Annotated in this window: 15 protein-coding genes; 11 read left to right on the top strand and 4 right to left on the bottom strand. The window is 72.2% G+C overall.

The window, feature by feature from the left end:
- The first annotated feature begins 3 nt into the window (after positions 1 to 3).
- Together CIW48_RS25990 and CIW48_RS25985 are read left to right on the top strand one after the other, a co-directional pair.
- Positions 4 to 684 carry an ATP-binding cassette domain-containing protein gene (locus tag CIW48_RS25990; protein WP_149313335.1) on the top strand — a complete coding sequence of 227 codons (681 nt, stop codon included), beginning with the start codon at positions 4 to 6 and terminating at the stop codon, positions 682 to 684.
- The gene (locus tag CIW48_RS25985; RefSeq protein ID WP_149313334.1) at positions 684 to 2,228 is read left to right on the top strand and encodes an ABC transporter permease; all 1,545 of its coding nucleotides are present in this window, start codon (positions 684 to 686) and stop codon (positions 2,226 to 2,228) included. The genes CIW48_RS25990 and CIW48_RS25985 overlap by 1 nt, the downstream gene beginning before the upstream one ends.
- A 77-nt stretch (positions 2,229 to 2,305) precedes the next feature.
- Here CIW48_RS25985 and CIW48_RS25980 read toward each other — a convergent pair whose 3' ends face one another.
- Both CIW48_RS25980 and CIW48_RS25975 read right to left on the bottom strand, forming a co-directional pair.
- Positions 2,306 to 4,558: a TonB-dependent siderophore receptor gene (locus CIW48_RS25980; RefSeq protein WP_149313333.1), complete on the bottom strand. Its 2,253-nt coding sequence runs from the start codon at positions 4,556 to 4,558 to the stop codon at positions 2,306 to 2,308.
- A gap of 228 nt (positions 4,559 to 4,786) precedes the next feature.
- Complete coding sequence (locus CIW48_RS25975; protein WP_149313332.1) at positions 4,787 to 6,073, bottom strand: alpha/beta hydrolase; 1,287 nt, start codon at positions 6,071 to 6,073, stop codon at positions 4,787 to 4,789.
- A gap of 304 nt (positions 6,074 to 6,377) precedes the next feature.
- Between CIW48_RS25975 and CIW48_RS25970 the strand changes: the two genes are divergently transcribed.
- Positions 6,378 to 6,563 carry a hypothetical protein gene (locus tag CIW48_RS25970; RefSeq protein ID WP_149313331.1) on the top strand — a complete coding sequence of 62 codons (186 nt, stop codon included), beginning with the start codon at positions 6,378 to 6,380 and terminating at the stop codon, positions 6,561 to 6,563.
- A gap of 197 nt (positions 6,564 to 6,760) precedes the next feature.
- Here the strand turns inward: CIW48_RS25970 and CIW48_RS25965 are convergent, their stop codons facing one another.
- The gene (locus CIW48_RS25965) at positions 6,761 to 8,398 is read right to left on the bottom strand and encodes an acyl-CoA synthetase (RefSeq protein WP_149313330.1); all 1,638 of its coding nucleotides are present in this window, start codon (positions 8,396 to 8,398) and stop codon (positions 6,761 to 6,763) included.
- Between the two features lie 101 nt (positions 8,399 to 8,499).
- Positions 8,500 to 9,060, bottom strand: coding sequence for a PAS domain-containing protein (locus tag CIW48_RS25960; RefSeq protein WP_149313329.1), 561 nt, complete (start codon positions 9,058 to 9,060; stop codon positions 8,500 to 8,502).
- Positions 9,061 to 9,431: 371 nt separating this feature from the next.
- Here CIW48_RS25960 and CIW48_RS25955 point away from each other — a divergent pair, with 371 nt between their 5' ends.
- The 8 genes from CIW48_RS25955 to CIW48_RS25920 all read left to right on the top strand — a co-directional run bounded on the left by CIW48_RS25955 (position 9,432) and on the right by CIW48_RS25920 (position 17,928).
- Complete coding sequence (locus CIW48_RS25955) at positions 9,432 to 10,079, top strand: ParA family protein (protein WP_091787135.1); 648 nt, start codon at positions 9,432 to 9,434, stop codon at positions 10,077 to 10,079.
- Entirely contained in the window at positions 10,063 to 10,386 is a 324-nt protein-coding gene (locus CIW48_RS25950; RefSeq protein WP_149313328.1) for a ribbon-helix-helix domain-containing protein, read from the top strand. The genes CIW48_RS25955 and CIW48_RS25950 overlap by 17 nt, the downstream gene beginning before the upstream one ends.
- Before the next feature lie 533 nt (positions 10,387 to 10,919).
- Positions 10,920 to 12,224: a septal ring lytic transglycosylase RlpA family protein gene (locus CIW48_RS25945; protein ID WP_149313383.1), complete on the top strand. Its 1,305-nt coding sequence runs from the start codon at positions 10,920 to 10,922 to the stop codon at positions 12,222 to 12,224.
- 162 nt (positions 12,225 to 12,386) lie between these two features.
- On the top strand, positions 12,387 to 13,619 hold the full coding sequence (locus tag CIW48_RS25940; RefSeq protein WP_149313327.1) for a D-alanyl-D-alanine carboxypeptidase family protein: 1,233 nt from the start codon (positions 12,387 to 12,389) through the stop codon (positions 13,617 to 13,619).
- 10 nt (positions 13,620 to 13,629) lie between these two features.
- A complete protein-coding gene (gene tmk, locus CIW48_RS25935; protein WP_149313326.1) occupies positions 13,630 to 14,340 on the top strand; it encodes a dTMP kinase in 711 nt (236 codons plus the stop codon).
- A 161-nt stretch (positions 14,341 to 14,501) separates the two neighbouring features.
- Entirely contained in the window at positions 14,502 to 15,554 is a 1,053-nt protein-coding gene (locus CIW48_RS25930) for a DNA polymerase III subunit delta' (RefSeq protein WP_149313325.1), read from the top strand.
- 125 nt (positions 15,555 to 15,679) lie between these two features.
- Positions 15,680 to 16,222: a helix-turn-helix domain-containing protein gene (locus CIW48_RS25925; RefSeq protein WP_149313324.1), complete on the top strand. Its 543-nt coding sequence runs from the start codon at positions 15,680 to 15,682 to the stop codon at positions 16,220 to 16,222.
- Complete coding sequence (locus CIW48_RS25920) at positions 16,219 to 17,928, top strand: FAD-dependent monooxygenase (protein ID WP_149313323.1); 1,710 nt, start codon at positions 16,219 to 16,221, stop codon at positions 17,926 to 17,928. Before CIW48_RS25925 ends, CIW48_RS25920 begins: the two co-directional genes overlap by 4 nt.
- The last annotated feature ends 328 nt before the right edge of the window (positions 17,929 to 18,256 follow it).

The raw sequence follows: 18,256 nt of genomic DNA, 5'->3' as shown, positions 1-18,256 counted from the left end.
CCGGTGTCGGGCGGCGCGGAAGACGGGGCGGCCATCGTCCTCGAGAACGCCTCCGCGTCCTATGGCGGGCGCCCGGTGCTCTCCGGCATCGACCTGACCGTGCGGGCGGGTGAGCGCATCGCGCTCATGGGCCGCTCGGGGGCCGGCAAGTCGACCCTGATCGGCCTGATCCACGGGCAGGCGCCCGAGCGGGTGGCTCTGGTGCCCCAGGCCGCCGCCCTGGTGGGGCCGCTCTCGGTGTTCCACAACGTCTATATGGGCCGCCTCGACCGGCGCTCGACCCTGCACAACCTGCGCACTCTGGTCCGGCCGGCGCGGGACGACGTCGCCGCGGTGGAGGAGATCCTCGACCGGGTCGGGCTGGCGGACACGCTCTGGGCGCGGGCCGGGGAACTGTCCGGCGGCCAGCAGCAGCGCGTCTCGGTGGCCCGCGCCCTCTATAACGGCCGGCCGGTCCTGGTGGGCGACGAGCCGGTCTCGGCGCTCGACCGCCAGCAGGGCGCGCGGATCCTGACCGAGCTGGCGGCGAGCCACGAGACCCTGATCCTGGCGCTCCACGACGTCGCCCTGGCGCTCGCCCAGACCGACCGGATCGTGGTGCTGGAGGCCGGCCGGATCGTCCTCGACGCGCCGTCGGCCGGCCTCGATCCGGCGCGCCTGCGCCCCTTCTACGAGGCCGCCTGATGCGCGCCGCGTTCCTGCCGCGGCCCGGCTACGCGGCGGTGAGCCGCTGGTTCCTGGCAGCGGCGCTCGCCGGCCTGCTGGTGGCCGACCTGCAGGTCACCACGCTCCAGCCCTGGTCCGACCTCGCGCGGCTGCTCGGCGGCCTGATCCGGCCCGATTTCCTCGCCGTGGAAGGGTGGAGCGTCGTCACCACGGTGGCCTTCGCGATGCTCGGCGTCGGGCTCGGCGCCGGGACGGGCCTGCTGCTCGCGATCCCCTTCGCCCGCTCCCGCGCGGTCCGGCTCGCCTGCGCGGTCCTCCGCGCCGTCCACGAGCTGTTCTGGGCGCTGCTGCTGATGCAGGTCTTCGGGCTCTCGGCGACCACCGGCGTGCTCGCCATCGCGCTGCCCTATGCGGGGATCTGCGCCAAGGTCTATGCCGAGCTGATCGAGGAGGCCGACCTCGCGGCCGTCCGGACCCTGCCCGCCGGCACCGGCGCGGTCTCGGCCTTCCTGTATGCCCGCCTGCCCGAGGTCGCCGGGCGGATGCGCGACTACACCCTCTATCGCCTGGAATGCGGCCTGCGCTCCAGCCTCGTGCTCGGCTTCATCGGCCTGCCGACCATGGGCTTCGCCTTCGAATCCGCCTTTCGGCAGGGCCGCTACGCCGAGGCCGGGGCGCTGCTCCTGATCTTCTACGCGCTGATCGGCAGCCGCCGGCTCTGGGTGCGCACCCGGACCGTGCCTGTCCTGCTCGTCGGCGCCGCGCTGGCCCTGCCGCCGACCATCGGCAGCGCGGCCATCGGCCCGAGCCTCGCCCGCTTCCTCGGCCACGACATCGTGCCGGCGCCGCTCCGGGGCGCCGCTCTCGCCGAACCCGAGACCTGGGCGCGGCTCTGGTCCTGGCTGCGCCCGATCCTGACCGAGCAGGTCCTGCCCGGCACCGCCCAGACCCTGGTCCTGGCGCAGATCGCGCTGGCGGCCACGGCGCTGGGGGCCCTCGTCCTGTTCCCGTTGACCGCGCGGCGCTTCGCCGGCCCGGTCGGGCGGCCCCTGGGCCGGGTGCTCCTCGTGGTGGTGCGCTCCACGCCGGAATACATGCTGGCCTATCTCGGCCTGCAGCTGCTCGGCCCCTCGATGCTGCCGGCGATCCTCGCGCTGGCGCTGCACAATGCCGGCATCGTCGCCTACCTGATGGGCCGGCACGCCGACGCGATCCCCTATCGGGCCGACGCGCCAAGGGGCCTCGACCTCTACGCCTACGAGACCGTGCCCCGCCTCTACGGGCAGTTCCTCGCCTACCTGCTCTACCGCTGGGAGCTGATCCTGCGGGAGAGCGCGATCTTCGGCATCCTGGGGGTCACGACGTTGGGCTTCTATGTCGACGCGGCGATCTCGGAGCTGCGCCTCGACGTGGCCGCTCTGCTGATCGCCGCCACCGCCCTGGTGACGGTGGCGGTCGACGCCTTCTCCCGGGCGCTGCGCCGGTCCCTGCGGATCGATGCCCTGCCGACCCGGCTCTCCGGGCCCCAGCCGATCACCGGGGCGGAGGCCGCGGACGGCTGACCGGACGCCGCCGTCCATGCGAGCGGAAGCGGGTCACCACGCTGCGGGCGGCCGCTCACGGGACCGCCCCGGCCGCCTCACCACTTGTAGCTGACCTTCGCCAGCACCCGCCGGGCGTCGCCGTAGAAGCAGGAATTCTCCGCCTGGCAGGACGAGACGAAGCGCCGGTCGGCGAGGTTCGTGGCGTTCACCTGGAAGCGCCAGTTCTCGTAATCGTAATGCACCTGCGCGTCGAACAGCACGTAATCCGGCAGGCGCAGGGTGTTGCCGACATCCGCGAAGGAGCGCCCGATATAGCGCACGCCGCCGCCGAAGCCGAAGCCGCGCCAGTCGCCGGTCGGGATCGTGTAGTCGAAGAACAGGTTGGCGAAGTTCTCCGGGGTGTTGACCGGCACGCGCCCGAGCTGGCCGGGGTTGCCCCGCACGGTGTTGATCCCGAACACCGTGTAGGAGGCCACCACGTTGAGCCCGTCGAACAGGTTGGCCACGAGCTGCGACTCGAAGCCGGTGGAGCGCACCGCACCGATCTGGGTCTGGAACAGCGTGTTCAGCGGGTTCGGGGTCTGCACGTTGTTGCGGTGGATGTCGAAGCCGGCGAACGTCAGGAAATAGCCCTGGCCCGGCGGCTCGAACTTGACGCCGCCCTCGATCTGGTCGCCCGTCTCCGGCTTGAAGGTCTGGCCGTTGATGTCGGTGCCGATCAGCGGCTGGAACGAGGTCGAGTACATCACGTACGGCGCGAGGCCGAAGTCGAAATTGTAGATCGCCGCCGCCCGGTAGGTGAAGGCGCTGTCGTTGCGGCCGTTGCTGTTGGCGGGCGTCAGGCGGTCGTAGACCCGATTGTCGACGAAGTCCTGACGGCCGCCGAGGATCAGGCTCAGCTCCGGCGTGAGCTTGATCTGGTCCTGGAAGTAGAGGCCGACCTGCTGGAACGAATCCGCCTGGATCAGGTAGGGCGAGGCCGAGACCGTCTGCGGGCCGTAGATCGGCGCGAGGATGTTGAGGTTCGGGCCCGGGAAGCCCGAAGCCTGGTTGTCGTGGATCTGGAAGTTCCGGTATTCCACGCCCATCAGGAAGTCGTGCCTGAAGAAGCCGTCGGAGAAGAGGGCCTCGGCCTGGGTGTCGACGTCGAGCTGGGCGACCTTGGCGTGGTCCCGGAACAGGTAGCGGGCGAGCTGCGTCTGCTGCGGATCGGCGTAGCCGAGCTGGCCGATATAGGAGTTCTGGTAGCTCTCCGCGAAGGCGTAGCGGGCGTTCTGGCGGACCGTCCAGGTCTCGTCGAAGGCGTGCTCGAACTCGTAGCCGATGAAGGCCTGGTCGCGCCGGAAGGTGTTGAAGCCGGCATCGCCGACATTGAGCGAGCGCGGGATGCGCAGGCCCAGCACCGTCGGCTTCACCGTGCCGTAATAGGGCAGGAAGTTCGAGGTCACCGCCGTGTTGTCGTGCTGGAAGCTCGACAGGATCGTGAACCGGGTCGCCCCGTCCGGCTTATAGGTGAAGGCCGGCGCGATGTAGTAGCTGTCGTCCGGCGCGCCCTGGACCTGCGTGCCGCCGTTGCGGGCATAGCCGGTGAGGCGGGTGAACCAGTGGCCCTCCCGGTCGGCCGGGCCGCCGACGTCGAAGGCGGCGTAGCGCTGGTCGAAGGAGCCGCCGCCGACCTCGATCAGCCCGAACGGGCTCTCGGTCGGGCGCTTGGTGACCTGGTTGATCAGGCCGCCGGGATTGCCGGCGCCGAACAGCACCGCGGCGGGGCCGCGCAGCACCTCGACGCGCTCCAGCCCGAAGGTGTTGATCCGGTAATACGCGAAGCCGTAGTTCAGGAGCTGCAGGCCGTCCCGGTAGAGGCCGTAATCGCTCGCCACGAAGCCGCGCAGCTGGAAATAGTCGAGGCGCGAATCCGCCCCGAAGGTGCCCGCATAGGTGCCGGCGACGTATTGCGTCGCCTGCTGCAGGGTCTGAGCGTTCTGCGTGTCGATCTGCTGGCGGCCCACGACCGTGATCGATTGCGGCGTCTCGATCAGCGGCGTGTTGGTCTTGGTCGCGGTGGCCGAGCGCCGGGCGACGTAACCGTCGATCGGGCCGGTCGGGCTCTCCACGGCGCGCGCGGGCGCACCGGCGCGGACCGCGGAGGCCGGACCGCCGCCGCCCTGGCCGGTGACGCTCAGCTCCTCGAGCTGCACGGTGCCGCCGGCCGCCGGGTTGGCGGTGCCGCGGCGCGGCGGCGTCGCGTCCTGAGCGAAGCTCGGCGCGGCCTGCGCCAGCACGGCGAGCGAGGCGCCGGCGAGCAGGGCCCGCAGGGTGACGCTGGGGAAGGGGTGGGCGGCTCTCATGGTCTCTTGCCGGATGCGACGCTGCGGGCAGCCGGCCGCGCCCGCCGGATTCGCCCCCGACGCCTCAGCCGCGCTGTTTAGAATTGTGATAAACTACTGTAATACTTGCCTTTTCTATATCCGGACTACGGACAGCCGGGCTCGGCCGCAAGCGGCCTTCACGCGGAAGGCGACGGCTGTTGCTGTTGCGACACGTATCGGTGGAGCGGCGGTCGCGGCCCGGCGGGGCTACTTCACGCGGCCCGCGAGCCAGCCGGCCAGGACGTCCGCCACGGCGTCGCTGTTGGCCTCCAGCATCATCATGTGGCCGTTGCCGCGGAGGCCCTGGTCGGCCAGCCGGACCACGTCCGGCCTGGCGCCGGCCTGGGTCAGGAAGGCGACGGTGCAGTCGTCGTAGGTGGCGTGGAAGGAGGCTTCCGCGGTCACCACCACGGTCGGCACCCTGGCGAGGTTCGGCAGGGCCCGGACGGGCTCGCCCTGCAGCCAGCAGCGGATCCGCCCGTCCGGCGCCTTGTCCGGCTTGGACTCGGATCCCTTGGCCTGCTGCGCCACACTCAGGTCCTCGGGCGCCTTGACCGGCGGCTCGAAGGTCAGCGGCATGCGGGTCAGCCCGTAGGCGCGGGCGCGCCCGTCGCCGGTCTTCTCCCAGAACTCCTTGCCGCCGCGGAACTGCACGTCGAAGAAGGGCGGCCCGTTCGGTTCGACGGCGACATGCGCCTTCACGAGGTCCGGCCGCGCATCCGAGGCCGCCCAGCCGAACAGGGCTCCCTGGCCGTGGGTCAGCAGGATAGCCGGCCCGATCCTGTCCAGCAGCGCCACCAGGGCGGGATCGACCAGCTCCTCGGTCTGCTGGCTGTTGGCGAGGAACGGGACCTGGCTGGCGAAGAACTGGTCGAAGGCGGCGTTGCCCTGCACGCCGGCCCCGCCCGGCCAGCGGGTGTGGAGCTTGGCCTGCGGATAGAGGTCGTAGACCTCCGGGGCCGTGTGGGTGCGCTCCAGGCTGCGGGTGCCGAGCCGGTCGTAGGGCCCGTAGACCTCCGGATTGGTGCCCGAGCGCCCGCGCCCGACCTGGTCGACCACGTAGACCTGATAGCCCTTCTCGACGAAGCGCTGCACCCAGCCCGGCCGGCCGTCCGCGGTGGCGAGGTAGTTCACGCCGGTCTGGGCGAGGCCGTGGACCATCACCACCGGGTAGGGCTGCGTGATCCGGGCCGGACTGCGCGACTGCACGAACATCTGGCCGACCATGACGGTCTTGTCGCCGAGCTTCTCGTAGCGGCCGCCGATGTAGGAGTAGCCGGCGCGGGTCACCGGCTCGGACGGGACCGGCGCCTCGGGCTGCGGCCGGGGCGGCCCCGGCGGGGCGGCGGAGGAGGGCGCGACCTGCGCCGGCAGCTGGGCCGGGACCGCCCCCTGGGCCCGGGCGGGCCCAGACGCCAGTCCCGCGGCCAGGCCGAGCCCCTGAACGGCGAGCAGCGCCGCGAGGGCGCCGTTCGCGATGCCGTTGCCGGCCATGCCGTCTCTCCCGGATGCGCGCCGCTCCGCGCCGGCGCTTATTGCGGGATACGCAACGTTCGGCCAAGCTGGAAAGCTGCACCGTCCCGTACGATGCCCGGTGCGGGGTCAGGCGACATGTCGTCCGACGAAGCGTCGCGGTAACCAGGATTGCGGCCGAGCCCGGCCCCCGGCGCATGCCAGGCGCGATCCCGGCGATGCTGGCGCGGCGCGGGCGGCGCGCCCACCTTGGGGAAGCACCGGCGCCCTCGCGGCGCCCCTCGCCCGGATCGCCCGTGGCGGGGCAAAGCCAAGGACTCCCGCCGTGGATCCCGAAACCGCCAAGACCCTGGTCTCCGCCGCCCTGGTCGCGTCCATCGCCCTGTTCAGTCTGATGTCGCTTCAGGCCTTCGTCGCGCAGATCCTGGCCGACCTCCGCGGCGCCGGGTCAGCCCCGGAGGCCGTGCCGGTCCCGGTCCGCATCGACCGCCGGGATCCGCCGCAGGCCTGACCGGGCGCGAGGCCGGCTCACGCCGGCTTCCGTCCCCGCGCGGCCCGAGACCGGTCCCGCGCCCCGTGCCCCGCGCGAGGTCGGTCGCGCAACCCTGGTCCGCTGCGTTGCGCGCGATGACGGCCGGAGCCGCGGCGTCCCGCCGGGCTCGGGCCGGTCTTGGGCCAGTCTTCGGCCAGTCTTGGGCGGAGGCCGGGTCAGGCCTCGTCCTGCCGGGCCCGCTCCCGCAGGAGGAACTTCTGCACCTTGCCGGTGGAGGTCTTGGGCAGCTCGCCGAACACCACGTGGCGGGGGAGCTTGAAGGCGGCGAGCCGTCCCCGGCACCATTGGATCAGCTCGTCGGCACTCGGGGTCGCACCGGCTTTCAGCTCGACGAAGGCGCAGGGCGTCTCGCCCCATTTCGCATCAGGCTTGGCCACCACCGCGGCGGCGGCCACCGCCGGGTGCTTGAACAGGGCGTCCTCGACCTCGATCGACGAGATGTTCTCGCCCCCTGAGATGATGATGTCCTTCGAGCGGTCCTTGAGCTGCACGTAGCCGTCCGGATGCTTCACCCCGAGGTCGCCGGTGCGGAACCAGCCGCCCTTGAAGGCGGCCTGCGTGGCGGCCGGGTTCTTGAGGTAGCCGCGCATCACCACGTTGCCGCGCATCATCACCTCGCCGATCGTGGCCCCGTCGGCGGGGACCGGCTCCAGCGTCTCCGGGTCGCGCACGTCCAGGGCCTCGAGGACCGGGTAGCGCACGCCCTGGCGGGCCTTCTTGGCCGCCCGCTGGTCGGCCGCCAGCGCGTCCCAGTCGGCGTGCCACGCATTCACCACCGCCGGGCCGTAGCTCTCCGTCAGGCCGTACAGGTGGGTCACGTCGAACCCGGCCTCCGACATGCCGGCCAGCACCGCCTCCGGCGGCGGGGCGGCGGCAGTGAAGAAGGCAACGCGCCGGGGCAGGTCCCGGCGCTCCGAATCGGGGGCGTTGATCAGCATCTGCATCACGATCGGCGCGCCGCAGAGATGCGTGACCGCGTGCTCGGCCATCAGCCGGTACATCGCCTCGGCGCGGACCTGGCGCAGGCAGACATGGGTCCCGGCCACGATCGACAGGGTCCAGGGGAAGCACCAGCCGTTGCAGTGGAACATCGGCAGGGTCCAGAGATAGACCGGGTGCTGCCCGAGCCCGCCCGTGATGACGTTGCCGAGCGCCAGCAGGGCCGCCCCGCGATGGTGGTAGACCACGCCCTTCGGGTCTCCGGTGGTGCCCGACGTGTAGTTCAGGGTGATCGCGTCCCACTCGTCGTCCGGAAGACGCCACGCGTGCTCCGGGTCGCCGCCGGCCAGGAAGGCCTCGTAATCGGTCGCGCCGAGGCGGGTGCCGGGCCCGTCGTATTCGGGATCGTCGACGTCGATCACGAAGGGCTTGGTCTCCAATCCCTCCAGGGCCGCGGCGGCCGTCCGCGAGAATTCGCGGTCGGTGATCAGCACCTTGGCCTCGCCATGCTCCAGGCAGAAGCGGATCGCGTCGGTATCGAGGCGGGTGTTGAGGGTGTTGAGCACCGCCCCGGTCATCGGCACGCCGTAATGGCACTCGATCATCTCGGGGGTGTTGGCGAGCAGGGCCGCCACGGTGTCGCCCCGGCCGAGCCCGCGCGCCGCCAGCGCCGAGGCGAGGCGCCGGGCCCGGGCGTAGAGGTCCCGGTAGGACCGCCGCAGGGCGCCGTGGACCACAGCCACGTGATCGGGAAACACTCGCGCGGCCCGGTCGAGATAGAGCAGGGGGGTCAGCGGCTGGTGGTTGGCCGGCACGCGGTCGAGGTCGCGGTCGTAGATCGTGTCGCGGGCCATCCCCGTCCTCCCGGCAAAGTGTTGCCGGGACAGTAGCTTGCCGGAACGGGCGCGATCAATCGGGCCCGCGCGCTTCCTCAGCGGCGCGCCCGACACTGCGCTCAGTGGCGCGGCTCGTCCTCGGGCTCGGGCAGGAAGCGGGCGAGTTCGAAGCCGATCTCGATCATCAGGTGCTCGATCCGGTCGGTGAGCGTCGGCCGGTGCAGGGCGCGGGCGAGGTCGCGCAGGGCGATGATGTGCTCGGCCATCCGGTTCACCACCCGCTCGCTCTGCACGAGGTTGGCGGCCTGCTCCTCGGTGCGGTCGATGGCGATGCCCCGCCCCCGGGTCGCCCCGCCGGCGGGGTCGCGCTCGATCCGGCCGCGCATCAGCAGCGTGCGGATCCCGGTGCGCGTATCCTTCGTGCGGAATTCCGCCTCGACGGGACCGCCGGTCTCGGCGACCGCGTGAAGATAGCTCTCGATCCGGATGCGGTCCTCGGGATGGGTGCGGTCCAGGAAGGCCTCGAGGGTCACGCCGGCGGCGGCGGCCTCGGGGTCGAGGCCGAGCAGATCCGCCAGCGGCGCCGAGAGCGCGAGCTGGCCGGCCCAGTAATCGTGGGCCCAGGTGCCCACGACGCCGGACGCTTCCAGAATGGATTGGGGGATCGGGGCTTGGGCCATGCCATTCCTCGCCGGGGCGATCCTTGCCTTTAAACTTGAGGTTTTCACCCCCACCAGACTCCTCGTCTCACCCGCACTCACGCTACGGTATCCGGGCGTCGCTGGAAAGGCGGTTAACCCTCTATATGCCAAGAATCTTAACTTGAAGTTTAGGAAGATCTCCTGCCCCGGCGCGGGGCCGGGATATCCGGAACGGACCGCGGTCTTAACGGCTCGTTAACCATGTCGGCCCCAACCTGTGCCAGGCCATCCTTGGGTCACAGGATCGCGGCACGCCGCAATTCTCATACCTGAGGTTGGCCAAGCGGCGCAGCGACCAGCGGTCGTGGGCGCCCGGACGGATGCACGGGGCCTTCTGGAGGACGCCCAGGATGAAAGCGATCACCTTCGTCACGCAGAAGGGCGGCAGCGGCAAGAGCACGCTGTGCATCTCGCTGGCGGTCGCCGCCCGGGAGGCGGGCCATACGGTCTGCATCCTGGAGATGGACCGGCAGGCGACGATCTCCGACTGGCTCGACCACCGCACCGCCGACGGCCCCGAGGTGGCGCAGATCGACGCCACCCAGATCGACGCCGTGATGGAGCGCCTGCGCGACTCGGCCTACGACTACGTGTTCATCGACACGCCCGGCGTCGATTCCACCGGCACGCTCTCGGCGATCCGCGCGGCGGATCTGTGCATCATCCCGTGCCGGCCGACCCCCGCGGATCTGCGAGCGTTCAAGCCGACGCTGGCCGCCATCTACCGGCTGGAGAAGAAGTTCGCCTTCGTGCTGAACCAGACCCCGCCGCGCTCCTACCGGGTCCGCGACGCCGCGGACGGGCTGGCGGTGCTCGGCATCCTGCCCGACGTCAACATCGTCGCCCGTACCGACCACCAGGACGCGATCGGCCTCGGCCAGGGCGTCACCGAGTTCAACCCGAAGGGGCAGGCCGCCGGGGAGGTCCGCCGCCTCTGGTCGTGGATCGAGCGCCGCACGCAGTCCCTGAGGACGGGCCAGCATGTCAAAGCCGCCTAAGCTCAGCCTCGCGGCAATCGTCGCCTCGGCGAGCCCGCCGGCCCGGCCCTTGGCGGCCCGGCCGCAGGGCGCCGAGATCGTGTCGCTCGCCCTCGCGCCCCCGGCGCCGAAGCCTGCGGCCACGCTCAAGCAGCGGGCCCGCCAGATGTCGGTCTACCTGGAGCCGCCGGTCTACGACCAGCTGCGTGACCTCGCCTATGCCGAGCGGACCAAGATGCACGCCCTGATGCTGGAGGGCCTCGACCTGCTGTTCAAGCAACGGGGCGCCCAGTCCATCGCGCAGCTCACCGACGCGCAGAGCCGCTGAGCGCCGGCGGATTCGGGCCCGGGGCGGCCGCGTGACCCCGTCATCCCGGGGCCGCACGGCGGAACCCGGGATCCAGACGCGCCGAGGCGGCAAGTCTTTGCACCGATCCTGGTTCTGGATTGCCCGCCTCCGGCGTGCCGCTCTCGATGCGGACCCGCCTGCGGCGCCCCGGAAGGACGGCGCGGATCGACCGGTGTGAGACCGCCGCGGCGCGCTCCGTCCCGGGCCGTCTCGATCCGCACCCCGCCCCTGTCCCGCACGGAACAGGGGGCGCGGCGCCCCTTGAGACGGGAGGGGGCCTGCGCTGACCGGATGCCGATTATTTCTTCCTCTCCAGTGACTTGATCGCTGACCTTCAGGCATCGCTCGAGATCCGGACAGCCGCGCAGCCCGGCATCTGAACCCCGCCGCGCGGCGCCGTTCAGGCTTCCTTTACGCGACCGATACAATTCTCGGTGGATCGGCTGACCGTCCTCACGGCCAGCCGGCTTCGGTCCGGTCCCGGTCACGCGTAGAGTTTGGTGAACCCCACGATGGTGCGCACGACGCTCCCCCGGCCGGCGCGCCTCGCCCTGCGGCTCATGGCCGTCTCGGGCGTGGCCCTGGCCACGGCCAATTGCGCGACCTCGCCCCAGCAGAAGCTCGCCGCCGGGAACGGCATCGACCCGAAATACGGGGTCAAGGCGAGCCCGCGCCTCTACAACGAGGGCGACGTGATCCCGAAGGGCGGCGGGCGCCGCTACACCGGCAAGCCCTACGTGGTGGCCGGCCAGACCTACGTGCCGAAGGAGAATCCGAACGGCTACGTGCGCGAGGGGCTCGCCTCCTGGTACGGCTCGGCCTTCCACGGCCGCATGACCGCCAACGGCGAGGTGTTCGACCGCCACTCGATCGCCGCCGCCCACCCGACCCTGCCGCTGCCGAGCTACGCCCGGGTGACGAATCTCGAGAACGGCTACTCGATGGTGGTGCGGGTCAACGACCGCGGCCCCTACCATGCCGGGCGCGTCATGGACGTGTCGGAGGAGGCGGCCGATGCGCTGGGCTTCCACCGCAGGGGCACCGCGCATGTGCGCGTCGAGTATGTCGGCAAGGCCTCGGTCGCCGGCAGCGACGACCGCAAGCTGCTCGCCAGCCTGCGCACCGACGGGCGGCCGGCCGGCCGCTCGGCCGTGATGATGGCCGATCTCGGCCCGACGGAGGACACGGAGCGCTACACGCGCTCCGCCCCGGCGCTCGCCTTCAAGCCGGCCCAGGATCCCGCTCCGGAGCGCGAGGAGCCCGCCGAGGCCCCGGCCGCCCGGCCCGAGAGGAATGCGCCGGTGCGCGCGCCGATCGTGCTGGCCTCGGCCGCCGTCACGGTCCCGGCGGCCGTGCAGCCCACCGCCCTCCGGGTGCGGGAGTTCCGGCCGGCCCCCGTCCAGAGCGCCGCGGCCAAGGGCGGCGGCCTCGGGACCGGGAACCTGAAAGTCGCCGGTCTCAACCCGGCCCTCGCACCGGCGGCGCCGCAGGGCCATGCCGCCGGGAAATTCGCCCCGAAGCCCGGTCCGGCGGCCCGTCCGGCGCTCGCCGAGATCCACGGCCGCGGGGCTCCGGCGCCCGGGCCGACGAAGCTCGCCAAGGCCTCTTCGGCGCCCTCTTCGGCGCCCGCCTCGGCGATGCCGGCCGCGGCCAAGCTCGCCATGGCGCGCCTCGCCGCGGTGCCGGCCAAGGCGGTCGCGTCGAAGGGTGGCGCCCCCTCCACGCAGGCGTCGTCCGCCAAGGCTGCCGGGCCGAAGGCGCCGGCCACCAAGACCGCCGCCGATGCGCGCCACCCCCGCCTCGCCGGGATCTACTGAGGCCGGCCGCCGACACGGCGCGGCCAGGCCGGCCCGAGGATCCGGCCGCCGATGCGGCATTTCGCATTCGATCCGGCGCCGAAACCGTAATATGGTCACGCTTGTTATTGGGATACGGCCGGGACGCTTCCGGCCCGACGGCAGGCGTGGGACGGAACGGCGATGCGCAGACCCCTTCTCACCCTTCTCGCGGCCGCCTGCGCGCTGGGCGCCGGGCTCGCCGCCGCCGCCGCGCAGGGCTTCCAGACCGCGGCCCCGCACGCGATCCTGATCGACGCGGATTCCGGCTCGGTCCTGTTCGAGAAGGCCGCCGACGAGCGCTTCTCCCCGGCCAGCATGGCCAAGCTGATGACCACCGACATCGTGTTCGAGGCGCTGAAATCCGGCCGTCTGTCGATGGACACGGAGTTCACCGTCACCGAGGACGCGTGGAAGCGCGGCGGTGCGGGGGGCGGCGGCTCGTCGATGTTCGCGCAGGTCAACAGCCGCATCAAGATGGCGGACCTGCTGCGCGGCCTGATCGTGCAGTCGGGCAACGACGCGGCGATCACCATCGCGGAGAACATGGCCGGCTCCGAGGAGGCCTTCGCCGGGCTGATGAACCAGCGCGCCAAGGAGATCGGGCTGACGAACTCGACCTTCCGCAACGCCACCGGCTACGCGGCGCCCGACCAGAAGGTCACGGCCCGGGACATGGCCAAGCTCGCGCTCCACATCATCGACACCTATCCGGACTACTACAAGATCTTCGCCGAGAAGGAGTTCACCTGGAACAAGATCCGCCAGCAGAACCGGAACCCCTTGCTCGCCCTCGACATCGGCGCGGACGGGCTCAAGACCGGCTACCTGGAGGAATCCGGCTACGCGCTCACCGGCTCGGCCGTGCAGAACGGCCAGCGGCTGGTGCTGGTGGTCTCGGGGCTCAAGACCGCCCGGGACCGCGCCGCCGAGTCGCGCAAGCTGATGGAATGGGGGTTCCGCGCCTTCGAGCCCCGGCAGGTCTTCGCGCCGGGCGAGACCGTGGCCGAGGCCTCGGTGTTCGGCGGCCAGTCGGGCTCGGTGCCGCTGGTGGCGAAGAAGCCTGTGCGGGTGCTGCTGCCCCGCGGCTCCAACGACCGGGTCAGCGGCAAGGTGGTCTATACCGGGCCGCTGGTCGCCCCGGTGGAGGAGGGCCAGCGGGTCGGTATCCTGCGCATCCAGCGCGGCGACACCGTCGCCCTCGACCAGCCGCTCTTCGCCGGCGCCGCGGTGGAGCCCGGCACCCTGTCGCAGAGGGCGATGGATGCGGCGCTGGAATTCGGCACCGGCCTCGTCCGCAAGGCGCTCGACCGGGCCGGCAAAGGCAGTGACAAGGGAAGCGACAAGGGTGCTGCCGGGGCGGCCAACCCGTCGTGACGGCGCGCGCGTGACCGTGCCGCGGCCCGGGGATCCCGCGCAGGCGGGCGGCGCCTTCATCACCTTCGAGGGCGGGGAGGGGGCCGGCAAGTCGACCCAGATCGCCCGCCTCGCCGCGACCCTGCGCGCGCGGTCGGGCCGGCCCGTCTGCGTGACGCGCGAGCCCGGCGGCTCGCCACGGGCGGAGGAGATCCGCACGGCGCTGCTCGACGGCGTCGCCAAGCCCTACGGCGCCTTCGCGGAAGCCCTGCTGTTCAGCGCCGCCCGGATCGACCACCTCGACCGGCTGATCCGCCCGGCCCTGCGCCGGGGCGAGACCGTGCTGTGCGACCGCTTCATCGACTCGACCCGGGCCTATCAGGGCGCCGCCGGGGGGCTCGATCCCGGGATCGTCGACACCCTGGAGCGCGTCGTCGTCGGCCCGACCCGGCCCGACCTCACCCTGATCCTCGACCTCGCCCCCGAGGCCGGCCTCGCCCGCGCGGCCGGGCGCGGTGCCAGGACGGGGCAGGGGGCCGACCGGTTCGAGGCCGAGGCCCTCGACTTCCACATCCGGCTGCGGGAAGCCTTCCTGGCGATCGCCCGGGCCGAGCCGGACCGCTGCGCGGTGATCGACGCGGCCCGCGATCCCGACACGGTCGAGGCGGCGATCCGCGCCGTTGTCGCGTCCCGTCTGCCGGCCCTGCTGCAGGGCGAGGGCAGAAGCGGCGATGCGGCGTGAGGCTATGCCTGCCCTATCCGAGCCCGGCTTCATCGCGGTAAGCAGCGGCTCAGCGGCACCGGCGGGAGCGCCGGACGGAGCCGGGCTCGCGCCAGGACGCCCTCGGCATGAAGCTTTCGCATGAAGACTTCGCATGAAGACCTTCGCATGACGATCTGCGCATGAAGCTCGCCGACCGCGTCGCCGACGACGTCGAGCCCGGGGACCTGCCCGGGATCGCGCGCCCGCGCGAGACCCTGGGGCTGGTCGGTCACGCGGCCGCCGCCGAGTCCTTCGCGGCCGCGATCGCGGCGGGGCGCCTGCACCATGCCTGGCTGCTCGGGGGCGCCCCCGGCATCGGCAAGGCGACGCTGGCCTACCGGGTCGCACGCCGCCTGCTCGCCTATCCCGGCGGCGGCGGTCCGGCCGGCCTCGACGTGCCGGCGGGCGATGCCGTCCTCGGCAAGGTGGCGGGCCTGTCGCATCCGAATCTCGTGGTCCTGCGCCGCCACCGGGTCGCCGGCGCCAAGGCGCTGCCGACCAAGATCTCGGTCGACATGGTGCGCCGGGCCCTGGACCTGTTCGCCTCGACGGCCGCGGATTCCGGCTGGCGCGTCTGCATCCTCGACAGCGCCGAGGACCTGAACGCCAACGCCGCCAACGCCCTGCTCAAGGTCCTGGAGGAGCCACCGCCCCGGGCGCTGTTCCTGATCCTGTCCCACCAGCCCGGCCGGCTGCTCCCGACGATCCGCTCCCGCTGCCGGGCGCTGATGCTGCGCCCCCTCCCGGCCGAGGACGTCGCCCGGGTGGTGCGCGGCCTGCCCGAGCCCTTCCCGCAGCCCGACGAGGCCGCCCTGGCCCGGGCGCTGGCCCAGTGCGAGGGCTCGGTCGCCCGGGCGCTCGCGATGCTCGACCCGGTCACCGCCGGCCTCGTGGCCGAGATCGAGACCCTGCTGGCGCGGGCGCGCAATCCCGACTGGGGCCGGGTGCTCAAGCTCGCCGAGACCCTGGCGGGCCGCGACGCGGAGGCGCGGTTCGAGGCCGCCCAGGACGCGGTGCTGCGCTTCGTCTCGGCCGAACTCGACCGGCGCCGGGACGAGCCCCCCGCCCGCCTCGCCGCCCTGGTGGAGGTCGCCGACCGGTTCGGCCGCGCTGCCCGGGAGGCGGCGATCTACAACCTCGACCGGCGCCCGGTGATGCTGTCGCTGTTCGGGGACCTCGCCGGGGTGGCGTAGGGCACGGACGCCCCCAACCGCCTCCGACATCCAGCCGTCCGGAACCGGCCGGCCGGGGACCGCGTTGTGTCCACGTTGACAGTAAACTGTCAAATCGACAATATCCTGTCGCAAGGACGCATCCGATGGAGTCCGATCCGTCCCCAACACCACAGGACCGAGCCCGCCATGCCCTGTCGGGTCTCGTGGTCGCGGTGTTCCGCCTCAATGGCGACCTGCTCGCGGCGGGCGACCTCCTGGTGCAGGACCTCGGGCTGACCAGCGCCCGCTGGCAGGTGCTGGGGGCCATCGCCCTCGCGCCGGCCCCGCTGCCCGTCGCCCATATCGCCCGCAACATGGGCCTCGCCCGCCAGTCGGTGCAGCGCGTCGTCGACGACATGCGCGCCGACGGGCTGGTCCGGCTCGAACCCAATCCCCATCACCGCCGCGCCCCGCTCGTCGCCATGACCCCGCGCGGCGCGGATGCCTACCGGCAGGCGATGGCGCGCAACGACCTCTGGTCGGACGGGCTCACCGAGGGTCTCGCGCCCGAGGCGATCGAGGCCGCCGGAACGCTCCTCCAGGCCCTGCAGCAGCGGATCGGCGCCTCCCACGGCGCCATCGCATCCATCGCCGCCACGTCCGGACAGGAGACTCGACACGAGACCAGACAGGAGACCCACGGATGACCGAAGCCAACGCCGCCCTGGGCTACGACACCGACGTCATCGTCGTCGGCGCAGGACCGATCGGCCTGACCACGGGCTGCGCCCTGCGCCATCACGGCGTTTCGTGCCTGCTCCTGGAGCAGCGCGAAGCGGTCAAGACCTATTCACGGGCCAACAACCTCTGGGCCCGGCCGCAGGAGCTGCTCGCCGGCATCGGCCTGCGCGACGCCCTCGCGGAGAAGGCCTATTCCGTCCACACCATCAACTTCTTCGTCAACGGCACGCCGACAACCCCCATCCCCATCGCGGACGTCGCCAGCCCCCATCCCGACGTCCTCTACAGCGGCCAGGACGTGATCGAGCGGACCCTGATCGATGCGTTCGAGGCGCGCGGCGGCCGGCTGGAACGGGGCTGCACGGTGATCGACGTCCTCCAGGACGAAGGGGGCGTCACCGTGGTGCTCAAGCGCGGCGCGGACGGCGAGGAGACACGGCTGCGCGGCCGCTACTGCGTGGCCGCGGACGGGGCGCGGAGCACGATCCGCGCCCGGCTCGGCCTGGATTTCGAGCCCGAGCGGCTCCCCGGCTGCATGAACAGGCAGGTCGACGCCAAGCTGTCCTGGCGCCGCTCGCAGGAGCCCGACCAGCTCTGGTTCTTCTATTACGCGCGCGGCTTCGCGGGCATCCTGCCGGTCTGGGGCGGCTACCATCGGCTGTTCTTCCTGGCCGACGACACCGGCGTGCCGGACCGCGACCCGACGCTCGACGAGATCCAGGCGGTCGCACGGGAGGTCACCGGGGACGAGACCCTCACCTTGAGCGATCCGCAATGGCTCACGCACAGCCGCTTCGACTACGGAGTCTCGCCCGGCTACGCGCGGGGCCGCGTGTTCCTGGCGGGCGATGCCGGGCACCTGTCCCTGCCGATCGGCGGCCAGGGCATGAATGCGGGCCTGCACGATGCGGTCGAGATCGCGTGGCGGCTGGCCATGACCCTGCGGGGCGAGGCGGCGCCGGTCGTCCTCGACTCCTACGACCGCGAGCGCGGCGGCGAGCACGCCCGGCTGAGCGCCCAGCAGGCGCGCGGCTTCCGGTGGACCGTCTACCGCGGCCCGGTCACCGACACCCTGCTGGGGCTGGCCGCGAAGGCGCTGCCGAACCTGGGCTCCCTGCTGCAGGGAACGGACGACATGCAGCAGATGGGGGTGGACTATCCCCGGAGCCCCCTGAACGCGGATCATCTGTCCGCCCTGACGAATCTGCTGCGTCCGGGGCCGAAGCCGGGACAGCGCGCCCCGGACGCCGCGGTGATGCGGGACGGGGCGCGCACGAGCCTGTTCCCGTTCCTCTACAACCCGGACGGATGGACGGCGGGCTGGGCGCTGCTGTGCTTCGACGGCCGGTCCCCGGATGCGGGCCCGGCCCTGCTCGAGGCCATCCGGGCCGTCGCGCCCTGGCCCTGGCTGCGTTCGCGGCTCGTCCTCGCCGGGCCCCTGATCGCGGCCGCGGATATCCCCGTCCTCTCCGACCTGGACGGCCGGGCGCACGCCGCCTACGGGCTGGAGGGTCAGCCGGCGCTCGTGCTGGTGCGCCCGGACGGGCACATCGCCTTCCGGAGCGGCGCGGAGCGGACCGACCGGCTGATCGCGTATTGCCGCACGCTCTTCGCTGCGCCGATCCGCGAGGCCGGGGAACCCGCGCGGCCGCAGGCGGCGGTCGCCGTGTGAGGCGGGCGGACGGCGCGGTCCTGAGGAATCCCGTTTTCTCTCCCGCTCGGGGGATGTCCCAGGTCTCGTGCGAATGCATCGCAGCAGCCTCCCCCGTCATCCCGGGGCCGCGCAGCGGGGCCCGGGATGACGGCGCGGATCGACGGAGGCCGCATGACGCACGCAGAGCGTCGCCTGGGCCATTCCGTCTTGACAATGTTCCTATTTTATGCTTCCTAGCCGCACCTGCCCACGGCACTTCGGGAGCGATCCCGCGGCGTCCGTCATGGGGCCCGTCTGGTGGCTGACCGGGCGGGTCCGTGGGTTAGGGCGGTGCCCGCGTCGGTGG

Source organism: Methylobacterium sp. P1-11 (assembly GCF_008329595.1).
Taxonomy (GTDB): Bacteria; Pseudomonadota; Alphaproteobacteria; order Rhizobiales; family Beijerinckiaceae; genus Methylobacterium.
Note: the sequence above shows the minus strand (reverse complement) of the source record. Positions and strands in the feature narration are given on the sequence as shown.